At 65.7% G+C, this 15,625-nt stretch carries 14 protein-coding genes; 8 read left to right on the top strand and 6 right to left on the bottom strand.

Annotated features, from left to right (window positions below; translation table 11 throughout):
• Window positions 1-449 (bottom strand): biotin/lipoyl-containing protein (locus CVA01_RS05065; protein ID WP_307723356.1); only part of this gene is annotated, 449 nt, incomplete at its 3' end.
• Window positions 450-560: 111 nt separating this feature from the next.
• Window positions 561-2,126: a leucyl aminopeptidase gene (locus CVA01_RS05060; protein WP_141329111.1), complete on the bottom strand. Its 1,566-nt coding sequence runs from the start codon at window positions 2,124-2,126 to the stop codon at window positions 561-563.
• A 78-nt stretch (window positions 2,127-2,204) separates the two neighbouring features.
• Between CVA01_RS05060 and CVA01_RS05055 the strand changes: the two genes are divergently transcribed.
• The gene (locus CVA01_RS05055) at window positions 2,205-3,317 is read left to right on the top strand and encodes a branched-chain amino acid aminotransferase (protein ID WP_041629927.1); all 1,113 of its coding nucleotides are present in this window, start codon (window positions 2,205-2,207) and stop codon (window positions 3,315-3,317) included.
• A 19-nt stretch (window positions 3,318-3,336) separates the two neighbouring features.
• On the opposite strand, the gene CVA01_RS05050 is transcribed toward CVA01_RS05055, so the two are convergent.
• The gene (locus CVA01_RS05050) at window positions 3,337-4,173 is read right to left on the bottom strand and encodes a nicotinate-nucleotide--dimethylbenzimidazole phosphoribosyltransferase (protein ID WP_073883536.1); all 837 of its coding nucleotides are present in this window, start codon (window positions 4,171-4,173) and stop codon (window positions 3,337-3,339) included.
• Window positions 4,174-4,177: 4 nt separating this feature from the next.
• Window positions 4,178-4,882: a DUF3043 domain-containing protein gene (locus CVA01_RS05045; protein ID WP_141329109.1), complete on the bottom strand. Its 705-nt coding sequence runs from the start codon at window positions 4,880-4,882 to the stop codon at window positions 4,178-4,180.
• A gap of 153 nt (window positions 4,883-5,035) precedes the next feature.
• Between CVA01_RS05045 and CVA01_RS05040 the strand changes: the two genes are divergently transcribed.
• Entirely contained in the window at window positions 5,036-5,380 is a 345-nt protein-coding gene (locus CVA01_RS05040; RefSeq protein WP_041629929.1) for a HesB/IscA family protein, read from the top strand.
• A 122-nt stretch (window positions 5,381-5,502) separates the two neighbouring features.
• Here CVA01_RS05040 and asnB read toward each other — a convergent pair whose 3' ends face one another.
• Window positions 5,503-7,458 carry an asparagine synthase (glutamine-hydrolyzing) gene (gene asnB / locus CVA01_RS05035; protein WP_141329107.1) on the bottom strand — a complete coding sequence of 652 codons (1,956 nt, stop codon included), beginning with the start codon at window positions 7,456-7,458 and terminating at the stop codon, window positions 5,503-5,505.
• A gap of 376 nt (window positions 7,459-7,834) precedes the next feature.
• Here asnB and ctaC point away from each other — a divergent pair, with 376 nt between their 5' ends.
• Complete coding sequence (ctaC, locus tag CVA01_RS05030) at window positions 7,835-8,944, top strand: aa3-type cytochrome oxidase subunit II (protein ID WP_141329105.1); 1,110 nt, start codon at window positions 7,835-7,837, stop codon at window positions 8,942-8,944.
• Between the two features lie 27 nt (window positions 8,945-8,971).
• Window positions 8,972-9,403: an aa3-type cytochrome oxidase subunit IV gene (gene ctaF / locus CVA01_RS05025; RefSeq protein ID WP_014009672.1), complete on the top strand. Its 432-nt coding sequence runs from the start codon at window positions 8,972-8,974 to the stop codon at window positions 9,401-9,403.
• Between the two features lie 101 nt (window positions 9,404-9,504).
• Here the strand turns inward: ctaF and trpD are convergent, their stop codons facing one another.
• On the bottom strand, window positions 9,505-10,602 hold the full coding sequence (gene trpD / locus CVA01_RS05020) for an anthranilate phosphoribosyltransferase (RefSeq protein ID WP_141329103.1): 1,098 nt from the start codon (window positions 10,600-10,602) through the stop codon (window positions 9,505-9,507).
• Between the two features lie 439 nt (window positions 10,603-11,041).
• Here trpD and ctaE point away from each other — a divergent pair, with 439 nt between their 5' ends.
• From ctaE to qcrB, 4 genes are all read left to right on the top strand, one after another.
• Window positions 11,042-11,653 carry an aa3-type cytochrome oxidase subunit III gene (ctaE, locus tag CVA01_RS05015; RefSeq protein ID WP_041630504.1) on the top strand — a complete coding sequence of 204 codons (612 nt, stop codon included), beginning with the start codon at window positions 11,042-11,044 and terminating at the stop codon, window positions 11,651-11,653.
• Between the two features lie 72 nt (window positions 11,654-11,725).
• On the top strand, window positions 11,726-12,634 hold the full coding sequence (qcrC, locus tag CVA01_RS05010; protein WP_073883539.1) for a cytochrome bc1 complex diheme cytochrome c subunit: 909 nt from the start codon (window positions 11,726-11,728) through the stop codon (window positions 12,632-12,634).
• The gene (qcrA, locus tag CVA01_RS05005) at window positions 12,631-13,836 is read left to right on the top strand and encodes a cytochrome bc1 complex Rieske iron-sulfur subunit (protein WP_041629930.1); all 1,206 of its coding nucleotides are present in this window, start codon (window positions 12,631-12,633) and stop codon (window positions 13,834-13,836) included. The genes qcrC and qcrA overlap by 4 nt, the downstream gene beginning before the upstream one ends.
• Window positions 13,833-15,479, top strand: coding sequence for a cytochrome bc1 complex cytochrome b subunit (gene qcrB, locus CVA01_RS05000; RefSeq protein WP_041629931.1), 1,647 nt, complete (start codon window positions 13,833-13,835; stop codon window positions 15,477-15,479). The genes qcrA and qcrB overlap by 4 nt, the downstream gene beginning before the upstream one ends.
• The last annotated feature ends 146 nt before the right edge of the window (window positions 15,480-15,625 follow it).

The raw sequence follows: 15,625 nt of genomic DNA, 5'->3' as shown, positions 1-15,625 counted from the left end.
ACGGTGTCGCCGACCTTCTTGAGCCAGTTGGTGACGGTGCCCTCGGTGACGGACTCACCGAGTTCCGGCATCTTCACGTCGGTGGCGTCGCCGGAGGCGGCCGGTGCAGCGGACTCGGTCTTCTCCTCGGCGGGTGCCTCATCCGCGGGCTCCTCGGCCTTCTCGGCCGGAGCCTCAGGAGCGGAAGAGCCGGTGTCCCCGGCACTCTCCCCCTCTTCGCCGATGACGGCGATGACGGCACCCACGTCGACGGTGTCGTCCTCCTCCGCCTTGATCTCCAGCAGCACGCCAGCGGCCGGGGAGGGGATCTCGGTGTCGACCTTGTCGGTGGAGACCTCGAGCAGCGGCTCATCCACGGCGACAGTGTCACCGACCTTCTTCAGCCACTGGGTCACAGTGCCTTCGGTCACGGACTCGCCCAGTTCGGGCATTTCGACGGAGTACGCCATGGTGTTGAAGCTCCTATAATGACGAAAAATAACAGATGTGGTCTCTGCCTGAATAGTACATAGGGTAGTCCGACTCGGCGTGCTACGCCTGCAGGGGGTCGGCCCAGGGGTTCAGTCGGACGCCGCGACATCCTCGAGGAATGCGATAAGAGTGCGGACCGGCGCCCCGGTACCCCTCTTCGGGGTATAACCGCGGGCGTTGCCGGTGTTGTAGGCGGGCCCGGCGATGTCCAGGTGAACCCAGTCCAACCCCTCCGGAATGACATGGGCGAGATACTGGCCGGCCGCGGCCATCCCGCCCCAACGTGTGGTGCCGGTGTTCCTCACGTCAGCGACATCCGACCGGATGTCCCTGGCGATCTCGGCGGGCAACGGCATCGGCCAGGCGTCCTCCCCGGTCTGCCGACCGTGCGCGACAATGCGGTCCCGCAGCGACGGCGTCCCCATGACCGCGGTGATGCGGTCACCGAGTGTGGAGACCTGGGCGCCGGTCAGCGTCGCCGCCTCGACCAGCAGGTCCGGGGCGTCCTCGGCAGCCCGGGCGAGCGCGTCGGCGAGGATGAGGCGGCCTTCGGCGTCCGTGTTGAGGATCTCCGAGGTGCTGCCGCCGTAATGCTGCACGATGTCTCCGGGACGCAGCGCGTCACCGTCGGGCATGTTCTCCACCAGCGGGATCGTCGCGGTCACCGCCACCGGCAGTTCCAGTTCCGCGGCAGCGAGGACCGTCGCGACCATGGCGGCGGACCCGCCCATGTCGGAGATCATGGTGTCCATCCCGGGTGCCTTCTTCAGGGAGATGCCGCCGGTGTCGAACGTCACACCCTTGCCGACCAGTGCCACGTGTGGGCGGTGTGAGGCTTCCGGCCGGTAGCGCATACGTACCAGGCGCGGCGGGCGGGCGGACCCCCGTCCCACCGCCAGGAGGCCACCGAAGCCCTGTCCGGCCAGCTCGTCCTCGTCGAGGATCTCCGTCTCCACACCGGAGCGTCCGCCGAGATCGGCGATGATCAGTGCGTAGGTCTCCGGGGTCAGTTCTGAGGCAGGCGCATTGACCAGGTCCCGGGCACAGGTCACCGCCTCGACGACCGTGCAGGCGTGGGCGAAGACCTCAGGGGTCTCCGGGGAGTCCGGCGCGATGACCGTCACCGCGCGCAGATGGCCGGCCCCGGTGGGGTGCCGCCGGCCGGAGTAGCGGTAACCGCCCAGGGCATGGCCCTCCACCGCCGCGGCAGTGCACCCCGCGACGTCGGTGAGATCGCCGAGCAGACTGACGGCGGTGAGTCCGTCGGTCGAGACCTCGCCGGCAAGGTCCTCCAGTGCGCGGGACGCCGCCCCGGCCGCCTGGCGTACCGTCTCGGCATCAGGTCCGTCGGCACCGTCCGCCGGACCGAGACCGACGGTGAGCACCCGGGACGCCGCAACGCCGTCGGGTACAGGAAGCAGTCCGGTCTCCCCGGCGGTGCCCGCCACCCCGGTCTCCACCGCGGATTTCCACAGCTCCACCTGGGCAGTCTCCCCGAGACGGTGCGCGACCGGCAGTTCGGGACCGGACGTGCCCGCGACCACCGGTACCACCAGCACATCTGTGCCAGGCAGGTTGTCGTCGGTGCTCAGATGGAGCCCCGGGACGGTGCCGTGGGCGATGGTCGGGACAATTGACTGGATTCCGGATGTCATGAGGCTTCTCCGATGCTGGTCGGCGAGGGTGCGGGGGCGACTCCGCCACAGGTCTTTTCCGGGTCTAAGATACAGGGCATGGCAGCTTCCCCTGAGTTCACCCGCAACCTCACCACCACCCCGACTCCGGCGGAGAAGATCGAGCAGATCCTCGCCAACCCGGGCTTCGGCAACTTCTTCACCGACCACATGGTCGTCATCGACTGGAACGAGTCCGAGGGCTGGCACGACGCCCGCGTCGTCCCCTACGCCCCGATCAGCATGGATCCGGCGTCCTCGGTCCTGCACTACGGGCAGGCCATCTTCGAGGGACTCAAGGCCTACCGTCACGAGGACGGTTCCGTGGTCACCTTCCGCCCGGAGAAGAACGCCGCCCGCTTCCAGGCCTCCGCCGAGCGGCTGGCCATGCCGGAGCTTCCCGAGGACCTGTTCCTGGAGTCCCTGCGTCAGATCGTCGAGGTCGACGAGGCCTGGATCCCCGCCGCCGGTGGTGAGGAGGCGCTGTACCTGCGCCCCTTCATGATCTCCCGCGAGGTCGGACTGGGTGTGCACCCCGCCTCCAGCTACTCCTACTACGTCATCGCCTCCCCGGCCGGTGCCTACTTCAAGGGCGGCGTGAAGCCGGTCAGCGTGTGGCTGTCCACCGAATACGTCCGCGCCGCCCCGGGTGGCACGGGTGCCGCGAAGTTCGCCGGTAACTACGCCGGGTCGCTCGCCGCCCAGGCCCACGCCGAGGAGCAGGGTTGCGACCAGGTCGTCTGGCTCGACGCCATCGAGCGCACCTACATCGAGGAGATGGGCGGCATGAACCTCGCCTTCGTCTTCGGTACCGGTGCGGACGCCGAGCTCGTCACCCCGGCACTGTCCGGCTCGCTGCTCGCCGGCGTCACCCGTGACTCCCTGCTCACCGTCGCGGCTGACGAGGGGCTGAAGGTCTCCGAGAAGCGGTTCAGCGTCCAGGACTGGAAGGACGCCGCAGCGTCCGGTGCGATGTCCGAGGCCTTCGCCTGCGGTACCGCCGCGGTGATCACCCCGGTCGGCACCGTCAAGGACAAGTCCGGTGAGTTCCAGGTCAACGGCGGTGTCTCCGGTGAGATCACCATGAAGCTGCGTGAGCACCTCACCGGCATCCAGCGCGGCACCGTCGAGGACGTGCACGGCTGGAACTACGACCTGATCGCCGCGAAGTAGCGGAACCGGTCAGAAGCAGTCAGAAGCAGCTGACGGCGACGCGGACCATGGGAAGCGTCGCCAGGCCGGCACCGCTGTCGAGCCCGAGGTCACGGTCGATCACGGGCGACAGCCGCAGGCGGTCCACGGCGAATCCGACCGTGGGGGAGGCGGGCCGGTGGGGGACCAGCCACCATCGTGTGGCACCCGGGGACATCGCGTCCGCCAGCAGGGCAGCGGCGAGCGTGTCCGCCCCGTCGAGGACCACCGGGGTGCGGCGTGCCGCCGCCTGGGTGAGGACACCGACCATGACCGCGAGGTCCGGAGTGCCCAGGATGCGGAGGATCTCCCGGACGGAACCGGCGTCCCACGGCCCGTTGCGGTAACCGCGGGCGGCGAACATGGCGTCCCGCACGGTCTCCACCGCGTCACGCCACACAGCGACGTCCGCACCGATCTCATGGCGGACGACAGCGACGGGTTCCTTACGGCAGACGGTGGCGGTCACCGAGGCCACAGAGACGGAGCTGACGGGATTCCCGCTGCCGCTGAGGAGGATCAGGGGGACGCCGGAATCGACCGCGTGGTCAGTGACCTCCACCCCGTCGGAGAGAAGCGCCTCGACCTCGTCGGCGCCCAGGCCCACTGCCGTGGCCGGGGCGACCGGGTGGACCCGGATATCGGCGCCGACGGAGGACGCCAGACCTGCCGGTAGGGATTCCCCGGTGGCCGTCTCCGCGGCGAGCGTCTCATCCGCCGTGACGAGCAGCAGCACAGGACGCTGTCCCGCGTCGTCGGTGAGGGACGTCGTCAGGGCCGTGTCCCGCGCCCAGGCGGCCAGGGCGGGCAGCAGTGCGGTAGAGGCCGTGGTGGGCATGTGACTAGACCGTGTCGCCGATGTTGACCTGCGGGGCCGGGGTACGCATCCTGCGGATCATGGTCGCGCGGGTGAAGGCGTAGAAACCCAGGGTCCAGCGGCCGAAGGCGCGCTCCGGGAAGCGCTCGTCAACGAGCTTGTTGACCTTGCGGCCCAGGAAGAAGCCCTCGATGACCAGCAGAACGATCACGAAGAGCATGATCAGGGAGACCAGGTTGGCGATCTGCGGGGCCGACATACCGATGATCATGACCAGCACGACGATCAGGGCGATCGGCAGGAACATGTTCATCATGTAGCGGCGGGAATCCACGTAGTTGCGGACGAAGAGCTTCTCCTTGCCCTGGTCACGGGGCAGCAGGTAGTTCGGGTCGCCGGCCATCATGCGCTCATTGGCCTTCTTGCGGGCAGAAGCGGCCTCCTCGCGCTCACGTCGCTTCTTCTCCTTGAACTCCTCTTTGGTCATGGAGTCCTTTTCGGCCTTCTTCCGCTCCTTGGCCTCCTTGGGCGTGAGCGGGGCGTCGTAGTGGGCGCGGCGGGTACCGGCCTGACGCTCGACCTCGTTGCGCTTCGGAGTCGGGCGGCCCTTCTTCGGGGTCTGACCCTTCGGGAGGGAGGCGTCCTCGAAGGTATCCTCGAAGGCGCCGATATTCTCGTCTGCGGCGTTGTCACCGGGGGTGTCGGCATCTTTGTTCCAGGGCAGTTTCACACCCCACAGGCTAGAGCACGACAGGGGAGGTGTCCCAACGAGGTCCCGTTGCAGGGGGAGAGTACCGCGGGATGTGTCTCGGGAATACGTCGCTGGAAAAGTCGGTTGAACGGGGGTAGCGTGACAACCAACCGTAATACCGAGGAGGAACAGATGACCGCTCCCGAGAAGACCACCGGCGTCGAAGTGACCGGTGCCGCCGCCGAAAAGGCTGCCGCCCTGCTGGCCCAGGAGGGCCGTGACGACCTGTCCCTGCGCATCGCCGTGCAGCCGGGCGGTTGTGCCGGCCTGCGCTACCAGCTCTTCTTCGACGACCGCAGCCTCGACGGCGACCACGTCGACCACTTCGACGGCGTGGACCTTGTCGTGGACAAGATGTCGGCCCCGTACCTCACGGGTGCGAAGATCGACTTCGCCGACACGATCGAGTCCCAGGGGTTCACCATCGACAACCCCAACGCCGGCGGCTCCTGCGCCTGCGGCGACTCCTTCAGCTGATCCGTCTCGGCTGACCCCGTCACGGACGGGAACGACCCTACAGGGTGGATCCACGGTGATTCGCCACCCTGTGGGGTCGTTGCTGTGTGCGGGAGGGGCGGCGTCCTGCCCCGCGGGGCGCCCTAGAGCTGGACGGGGTAGTCCTGTTCGTCGATGTCCGGGTGGATCCGGTTCTCGACGAAGATGCCGTGCCAGATCATGAAGGCGATGACGGTCCACAGGCGGCGGGAGTGGTCCGGGCCATGACCGGAGTTCATCGAGACGCGGTGCTCGTCGAGCATCGCCAAGACCTCCGCCTTGTTGAAGATATCCTCGGTCCGGGACTCCTCGATGATGGACCGCGCCCAGTCGTAGAGCTCCGGGCCCGCGAGCCAGTGACGGATCGGGACCGGGAAGCCCAGCTTCTTCCGGTTGATCACGTGCGGGGGCACGATGAGTTCCATGGCACGGCGCAGTGCGTACTTCGTCGTGTCGTGGCTGATCTTCAGGTCGTAGGGAATCGTCCGGGCGACGTCGAAGACCACCTTGTCCAGGAACGGCACACGCAGCTCCAGGGAGTTCGCCATGGTGATCTTGTCCGCCTTGACGAGGATGTCACCACGCATCCAGGTGAACAGGTCCAGGTGCTGCATCCGGGACACCGGGTCGAACTTCTCCGACTCGGCGTAGATCGGTGCGGTGACCTCGCGGTGGTCCCACTCCGGCCGGGCGATCTTCAGGACACGCTCGAGCTGCTCGTAGTTGAAGGAACGGGCGTTGCCGTAGTAGCGCTCCTCCATCGGGGTGGTGCCGCGCAGCAGCAGTGACTTGCCACGCTGGCCCTCGGGCAAGGCCTGGCCCAGTTTGTTGAGGACCTTCTTGATCGGGGAGGGCACCTTGTCGAACGGAGCGAGCGACAGGGGCTCCTTGTAGATGGTGTAGCCGCCGAAGAGCTCGTCGGCGCCCTCTCCGGAGAGGACCACCTTGACGCGCTCGCGGGCCGCGGCGGCGACGAAGTAGAGGGGTACCAGAGCCGGGTCGGCCACCGGGTCGTCGAGGTACCAGATGATCTTCGGCACGGCGGCGGCGAACTCCTCGGGCGAGACGACCTTGACCACGTGCTCCACACCGATGGCCTCGGCGGACTCGGCGGCGACGTCGACCTCGGAGTACCCCTCACGCTCGAAACCGGTGGTGAAGGTGATGAGGTCCGGGTTGTGCTGCTTGGCCAGCGCGGCGATCGCGGTGGAGTCGATGCCGCCGGAGAGGAAGGAGCCGACGGTCACGTCGGCGCGCATGTGCTTGGCCACGGAATCCTGCAGGGCGTCCGCGATCTTCCGGAACAGGGCGTCCTCGGTGCCGGAGGGGACCGGGACCGGGGTGAAGTCCGGGCGGAAGTAGCGCACCGCCTTGACCTCGTCGCCGGGACGCAGCGTCGCGTGGCAGCCGGACTCGAGACGGCGGATACCGGCGTGGAGGGTCTCCGGCTCCGGGACGTACTGGAGGTCCGTGTAGTGCACGATCGCACGGTCGTCAAGGCTCTTGTCCAGACCGATGGCCTCGGCCATGTCGAGGATCGACTTCTTCTCGCTGCCGAAGACGGTGCCGGCCTCGGACGTCGCGTAGAACATCGGCTTGATGCCGAACTGGTCGCGGGCGAGGAACATGGTGCGCTCGATGGCGTCCCACACGGCGAAGGCGAACATGCCGCGCAGGTGGTTGACGACGTCCTCGCCCCAGTGGTGGTAGCCGACGACGATGGTCTCGGAGTCACCGGAGGTGTTGAAGGAGTAACCGGCGGCCTGCAGCTCCTCGCGCAGCTCCACGTAGTTGTAGATCTCACCGTTGAAGGTCAGGGAGTAGCGGGCGGCCTTGCCTTTCTTGCCCTCCTCGCCCTCCGGATCCCACTGGAGCGGCTGGTGGGAGTGCTCCAGGTCGATGATGGACAGTCGGTTGAATCCGAAGACGACATCATCGTCGTTCCAGGTCCCGTCCTCGTCCGGGCCGCGGTGACGCATGCAGGGAAGGGCGTGGGCCACGGGGTCGACGTACCGGGGCGCGTCGCCGAGGGCGGTGAGAATTCCAAGAAGTCCACACATGAGCTGTAGAGGTCATCTCCATACTTATAGGGAAGACGGCCGGACGGGAAGCATCACGGAGGACGCCGCACCGGCCGGTCGCGGGTACGGGAAACAACGATACTAGGCCCACGCCTGCCACATGCCAGTCGGCACTTCCGGTGCAGGCGGGGGAGGTACCGCTGGACGCCAAGGGTGGACGGTGGGGGACAGGGGTATCCGTACGGTCAACCCCGAATAGGGCCGCTGTATGTCCGACATCGTGACCTAGATGATGGACGGCAGGAACGCATGCACTATTGTCGTTCATTGATACGGAAAGTGCGGGTGGTCCTCTGCAGGTGACCCCGCGCAGCTTCCGGTGAACACGACGTGTGATTGAGGAAGGCATACTCGCGTGGAACAGCGAAAAGTTCACGGTATGGCCCGCAAGCTGGGACTGGCCGGTGCTCTGGGACTCGGTGCCCTGGCCCTTGCCGGCTGCGACGCCACTCCCCCCGACAACGGTTTCTTCCATGCCCTGCGCATGGGCTGGCCGGACGGCATCACCCCTGAGTCCAAGTCCATGGGTAACTTCTGGGTCTGGACCTGGGTTACCGCATGGATCATCGGCATCATCATGTGGGCCCTGATGTTCGTCGTGATCTTCCGGGACAGCGCCAAGCGCGCCAAGAAGGCCGGTAAGGGGGAGTTCCCGCGTCAGACCGCCTACAACGTCAACCTCGAACTGGCCCTGACCACCGTCCCGGTCCTGATCGTCATGGCCCTGTTCTTCTTCACCGTGCAGACCCAGGACGAGGTCACCGCGCTGGACAAGAACCCTGAGGTCACGGTCGACGTCACCGCCTACCAGTGGAACTGGAAGTTCGGTTACGGCGAGGTCAAGAGCAACCTGGCCCCCGGCGGCTCCGACTACGACGGCACGGACCAGCAGAAGGCCGATGACTCGGCACTGCTCTCCGCCCCGAGCGAAGAGGTCGACGAACACAAGCCCGCGGGTCCGATCCACGGTGGCTCCTCTGAGGACTACTCGTACCTCAACTACGACAAGATCGAGACCGTCGGCACCTCCGAAGAGGTCCCGGTCCTGGTCCTGCCGAGCAACACCCCGATCGAGTTCAACCTCGCGTCCTCCGACGTGATCCACTCCTTCTGGGTCCCGGAGTTCCTCTTCAAGCGCGACGCTATGCCGCACCCGGAGAAGAACCACCAGGAGCGACGGTTCCAGATCGCCGCCATCGAGGAAGAGGGTGCCTTCGTCGGCCGTTGTGCTGAGATGTGCGGTACCTACCACGCGATGATGAACTTCGAGATCCGCGTCGTCTCCCCGGAGGCCTTCACCGAGTACCTCGACTTCCGCCAGTCGAACCCGACCGCCACAAACGCTGATGCGCTGAAGTCGATCGATGAGGCGCCGTACGCGACGAGTACCCGCCCCTTCCTCCCGGACCGTGCCGGCACCCGCTCGGTCGACGGCGACAACTACATCGGCGACGAGGCCGCGTAAGCGGCAGGAACTCCAAAGGAGAGAACAATGCGGCAGACAGCCAAGTTGATGTACGGCCTGGCGGCGTTCCTCGTCGTCTTGACGGTCCTGTACTTCTTCGCGACCTCTAAGCTCAACGACAACGGTAACGGCCAGGGCATCGAGTGGGCCGGCGGTACCGGCCTGGTGCTCGCCACCCTGCTGTGCCTCTTCCTCGGTGGCTACTTCCACCTGACCAACGCCAAGGCCGACATCGAGCCGAAGGACTGGGAGCAGGCCGAGATCGAGGACGGCGCCGGCGTGCTCGGCTTCTTCTCCGCGAGCTCCGGCTGGCCTTTCCTGATGGCCTTCGCCATCATGCTCATGGGCTACGGCATCGCCTTCTTCCACATCTGGTTGATCCTGCTGGGTGCCGTGATGCTGGTCTGGTCGACCATCATGCTCAACCTGCAGTACGGTCTTCCCCCCGAGAAGGACTAGGGAAGCACCACCCGGTCGTGAAAGACAGCGCCCGGCCCACCGAAACGGTGGGCCGGGCGCTGTTCTGTGTCCGGATACGGGCGGGGGCCGGCCCTACCGGCTCAGCCGTTGACGATGAGATCCATGGCCTGCTTCGCCTTGCCGGACTCCAGGACCTCACGGGCCACGGCGACCTGTTCGGTGAGGACGGTGCGCAGATCCGAATCCTCCCAGCCTTTGACCACGGCCAGCGCGGCGGCTGCGTTGATCAGGACGGCGTCCTTGACCGCGCCCTCAAGCTCCCCTGCCATGAGACGGCGGGCAATGTCCGCGTTGAACTCGGGGTCGCCGCCACGCAGGGCGTCCTCCTCGTAGATGTCGAGCCCGTAGGTACGCGGGTTGATGGTGAACTCCCCGGTACGTCCCTCACTGTCGACAGTGACGACCTCGGTCGGGGCGCTGACGCTGATCTCGTCCATACCGTCGAGGCCCCGGACGATGAGCGCGCGGACGCCCTGGTGGGCGAAAGCACCGCCCATGATCGGCATCATGTCTCGGAAGGCACAGCCGACGACGGCGTACTTCGGCGTGGCCGGGTTGGTCATCGGGCCCAGGAGATTGAACAGCGTGGGGACACCGAGCTCGGAACGCACGGGACCGGCGAAACGCATCGCCGGGTGGTAGGTCTTCGCGAACATGAAGGCGAAGTGGGTGCGCAGCGCATCGGCGTGGATGGTCTCGGGGTCGCGTTCGATATCGAACCCCAGGGCCTCCAGGACGTCTGCTCCACCACACAGAGAGGACGCGGCGCGGTTGCCGTGTTTGACGACGGTCACGCCGGCCGCGGCGACGACGAAGGACGCCATCGTGGAGATGTTGACGGTGTGGTGCCCGTCCCCGCCGGTACCGACAATGTCGACGGCCTCGGCGATGTCACTGAAGTCCACAGGTGTCGCGAACTCGCGCATGGTGTTCGCTGCGGACGAGAGCTCGGCGGCGCTGATGCCCTTGACCCGCAGGCCGTAGGAGAACGCGGCGATCTGGGAGTCGGTGGCCTCACCGGCCATGATCCGGCTGACAGCCCACGCGACCTGGGACTCACTGAGCTCCTCGTGGCGACCGATGCGGTCGAGGACGCCGGGCCAGGTGAAGTAGCTGGCGGGCAGCTTGTCCTGTCCGAGGGCGGGAACGTGGTCCGGACTGTGGGCCGGAGTAGCCATCAGGTCTCTCTCTTCTCCTGACCGGTGTCAGGTGGTTGTGGTGGTTGTTGTCGCGTGCACGCCAGACAGTGCACCGGGCCAGTCTATGCCCTTGTCGGGGGAGTGGTTGCGCGTGGGAGTCGGACATCTGCAGTGGCATCGGATAGTATCTTCGGGAGATGCTGCAGGGAGTGCGGCAGGGGCAGGTTCCAGCCACCCTCTTCCGGGGGTGGTTCGGATTAGCTGGGGCTTCTCCCGGGCCCGGCATTCAGGGGGCGAGGAGGCTCTCACCTGCGGGGACACAATGCGTCGGACGGCGTCATCGAAAAGTTCCCGCCTAACCCCGTTTGTGGTGAGTTCCCAGGAAATATCGATTCCTGACCTGCAGGTTTTCAGAAACCTCCGCTTTAAGGGGGGTCGCGAATCGACTACGGGGGTCGCACACGTCATAATTGTGGACGTGACGAGCGCAGTTGGAAACCAAGGTATGGCAGCACCACAACGTGTTGCGACGCTGAACCGACCGAACATGGTCAGCGTCGGCACGATTGTGTTCCTGTCGCAGGAATTGATGTTCTTCGCGGGGCTCTTCGCGATGTACTTCGTGTCTAAGGCGAACTCGGGTGGTGACTGGCCGTCTCATCCGACAGAGCTGAACGTGCCCTTCGCACTCGGTATCACCGTGATCCTGGTGTCGTCGTCGTTCACGGCCCAGTGGGGCGTGTTCGCCGCCGAGCGTGGAGACGTCTTCGGCCTCCGGAAGTGGTACGCACTCACCATTGTGCTGGGTGCCATCTTCCTGATCGGCCAGGCGTACGAGTACATCCACCTCGTGGAGCACGGGACGACGATCTCGAGCAGCGTCTACGGGTCGGTGTTCTTCATCACCACCGGCTTCCACGGCGCACACGTCCTCGCCGGCGTGCTCGCGTTTGTCGTGGTGCTCCTCCGCACCGCGAAGTCGAAGTTCACCCCGGCCCAGGCCACCGCAGCCGTCGTTGTGTCGTACTACTGGCACTTCGTCGACGTCGTGTGGATCGGCCTGTGGATCACGATTTACTTCATCCAGTAGGCCGAACGGGCCGATGTGTGACGCTCGGCCGTTAAGCCCATCGCATTCCGTATGACGAGTTAAGGGAACAAGATGGATACCAACCACAGCATGACCGAGGGGGAGCAGCCCGTGACTAGCTCCCCTGAGGCATCCACAACACGCAGGACGCGCCGCTCGCGGCGTAAGCTGCGCCGGACCGCTGCCGGAGCGCTCGCGCTCGTGCTCGGCCTCTCCGGTGCAGGACTGATCGCCCAGGCAGTGACCCCCGATGCTCAGGAGGCGACGGCCGATGTCGACGCCGAGTCCCTGATCAGCCAGGGCAAGGAGATCTACGAGGTCGCCTGTATCACCTGCCACGGCGCCAACCTCCAGGGTGTCCAGGACCGCGGTCCGTCCCTGGTCGGCGTCGGTGAAGGTGCCGTGTACTTCCAGGTCCACTCCGGCCGTATGCCGATGAAGCGCAACGAGGCCCAGGCCGAGCGCAAGGACGCCCGCTTCAACGAGCAGCAGACCTTGGCGCTGGCGGCCTACGTCAACGCCAACGGTGGCGGCCCGGGCATCGTGAAGGACTCCGATGGCGCGATCGCCATGGAGTCCCTGCGCGGTGCCAACAACGACAACGGCAAGATCGATCCCGCCGACGTCGCGCGTGGTTCCGATCTCTTCCGCCTGAACTGTGCGTCCTGCCACAACTTCACCGGTCGTGGTGGCGCCCTGTCCGGTGGTAAGTACGCGCCGGTCCTGGACAATGCCAATGAGCAGGAGATCTACCAGGCCATGCTCACCGGCCCCCAGAACATGCCGAAGTTCTCCGACCGCCAGCTCACCGCTGACGAGAAGAAGGACATCATCGCGTACATCAAGTCCGCGAAGGAGACCCCGGCCCAGGGCGGTTACGGTCTCGGCGGCGTCGGCCCGGTGACCGAGGGCATGCTGATGTGGATCGTCGGCATCGTCGTGCTCATCGGCGGAGCTATGTGGATTGGAACCCGGTCATGAGTGAAATCAAGAGCAGCTACTCCTCGGACGAGCTCGCGGCGATGAGCGACGAAGAGCTCGCCCGCCTCGGTACCGAGCTTGACGGCGTCACCGTCGCCTACCGCAAGGAGCGTTTCCCGGTCGAGAACGACCCGGCGGAGAAGCGTGCAGCCTTCGGCATCAACGTGTGGTTCGCACTGTCCGTGGTCCTGGGCATCGCCTTCGTGGCGGTCTACCTCTTCTGGCCGTGGCAGTACAAGCACCTCGAGGAGGACGGCCTGTGGATGTACACCCTGTACACCCCGCTGCTGGGCGCCACCGCCGGCCTCTCGATCATCTGCCTCGGTGTGGGCGCGGTCCAGTTCTCCAAGAAGTTCGTTCCCGAGGAGATCTCGGTCCAGACCCGTCACGACGGCCCCTCTGAAGAGGTCGACCGAAAGACGATCACCGCTCTGCTGAACGATGCCTGGAAGACCTCCACCCTCGGCCGTCGCAAGGTCATGATGGGCCTCGCCGGCACCGGTGCCGCCCTCATGGGTCTGGCTGTCGTCCTCCCGCTGGGCGGCATCATCAAGAACCCGTGGAAGCCCAAGGCCATGGGCATCCAGGGTGACGGCACGCTGTGGACCACCGGCTGGACCCTCGTCGATGAGGGCGAGAAGGTCTACCTCGGTCGCGATACCGCGGCCATCGCCGAGGAGCACAACGGCCACTACACCACCCAGGGCGTCAATCGCCTGGTGCGCGTCCGACCCGAGGACCTTGACGCCGGCGCCATGGAGACCGTGTTCCCCCTCTCGGAGGAGATGGTGAACGACGGCGAGAAGTACGATTCGAACAAGGACGTCTACGAGGAGCACATGCACTCCGTGCACGGCCCGCGTAACGCGGTCATGCTGATCCGCCTCCGCCACGAGGACGCCGTCAAGGCTGTCCAGCGCGACGGCCAGGAGGACTTCCACTACGGCGACTACTACGCCTACTCCAAGATCTGTACCCACATCGGTTGCCCGACGTCCCTGTACGAGCAGCAGACGAACCGCATTCTCTGCCCGTGCCACCAGTCCCAGTTCGATGCACTCCACTGGGGTAAGCCGGTGTTCGGTCCTGCAGCCCGTGCTCTGCCGGAGCTGTCGATCAACGTCGACGCGGACGGTTACCTCTACGCCGAGCACAACTTCATTGAGCCGGTCGGCCCGGCATTCTGGGAGCGTAAGTCATGAGCACATCCACGAAGCCGTCACACATGGCGATGGCTGCCGACAACATGGACCAGCGGTACACCATGGCCGCCGGTATCCGTCGGCAGATCAACAAGGTCTTCCCGAGCCACTGGTCCTTCATGCTCGGCGAGATCGCGCTGTACTCCTTCATCATCCTTCTTCTCTCGGGTGTCTACCTCACCCTGTTCTTCGACCCCTCGCTGTCGAAGGTCATCTACGACGGTGCCTACGCTCCGCTCAACGGTGTCGAGATGTCCCGTGCCTACGAGACAGCCCTGAACATCTCCTTCGAGGTGCGCGGCGGTCTGTTCATCCGCCAGGTCCACCACTGGGCGGCCCTGCTGTTCGCGGTCTCCATCGTGGTCCACATGCTGCGCATCTTCTTCACGGGTGCGTTCCGCAAGCCGCGCGAGGCGAACTGGGTCATCGGTTGCGTCCTGCTGCTGCTGTCCGTCGCTGAGGGCTTCATGGGCTACTCCCTGCCGGACGACCTGCTCTCCGGTGTGGGTCTGCGCATCATGTCTGCCATCGTCGTCGGTCTGCCGATCGTCGGTACCTGGCTGCACTGGATCATGTTCGCCGGTGACTTCCCGGGGGACATCATCATCCCGCGTCTGTACATCGCCCACGTGCTCCTGATCCCGGCGATCCTGCTGGCGCTGATCGCCGCTCACCTGGCCCTGGTCTGGTACCAGAAGCACACCCAGTTCCCGGGTGCCGGCCGTACCGAGCGCAACGTCGTCGGTGTCCGCATCCTCCCGGTGTTCGCGGTCCACTCCGCGGCCTTCGGCATCATCACCTTCGGTGTCATCGCGCTGATGGCCGGCCTGTTCCAGATCAACTCGATCTGGAACCTGGGTCCGTACAACCCGTCGCAGGTCTCCGCCGGTTCCCAGCCCGATATCTACATGCTCTGGACTGACGGTGCGGCACGTATCATGCCGGCGTGGGAGCTCTATCTCGGCAACTACACGATCCCGGGCGTCTTCTGGGTCGCACTGCTGCTGGGTCTCCTGGTGGTCCTGCTGTTCGCCTACCCCTGGATTGAGCAGCACTTCACCAAGGACAACGCGCACCACAACCTGCTGCAGCGTCCGCGCGATGTGCCGGTCCGCACCTCCCTCGGAGTCATGGCCATGATGGCGTACTTCGTGCTGACCCTCTCGGGTGGTAACGACCTCTTCGCCCTGCACTTCCAGATCTCGCTGAACGCCATGACCTGGATCGGTCGCATCGGTTTCCTGGTGCTGCCTCCGATCGCCTACTTCGTCACCTACCGGATCTGCCTGGGTCTCCAGCGCAACGACCGGGCGGTGCTGGAGCACGGTATCGAGACCGGCACCATCCGTCAGCTCCCGAACGGCGGCTTCATCGAGGTCCACCAGCCCATCGGCCCGGTGGACGAGCACGGTCACCCGATCCCGCTGGAGTACGCCGGCGCCCAGGTGCCGACCAAGCTCAACCAGCTCGGTTTCGCCGGTCAGCCCGGCCGCGGTGGATTCTTCCGCCCGGACCCGGAGGACATCGTCTCGAAGGTCTCCGAGATCGAGGAAGCCAACGAGCACGAGAAGATCGAGATGCTGCGTCGGCTCAATGAAGCCAACCGCGCCGCTCTCGAGGACAAGGGTCACTCCAACCCCTAGAAGCCACTGAGCTTCACCCGTCATACACCGGACCCCGGGTCCACCGTCACACGGTGGGCCCGGGGTCCTGTGTTGTACGGGGGTATCTGTACACAACTGTGACAGATCAGATCTCTTCATTGTCTGGACGGCGCCGATCCGTCACG

It is taken from the genome of Corynebacterium variabile (assembly GCF_006539825.1).
Classification (GTDB): domain Bacteria; phylum Actinomycetota; class Actinomycetes; order Mycobacteriales; family Mycobacteriaceae; genus Corynebacterium; species Corynebacterium variabile.
This window is presented reverse-complemented; position numbering and strand designations above follow the sequence as displayed.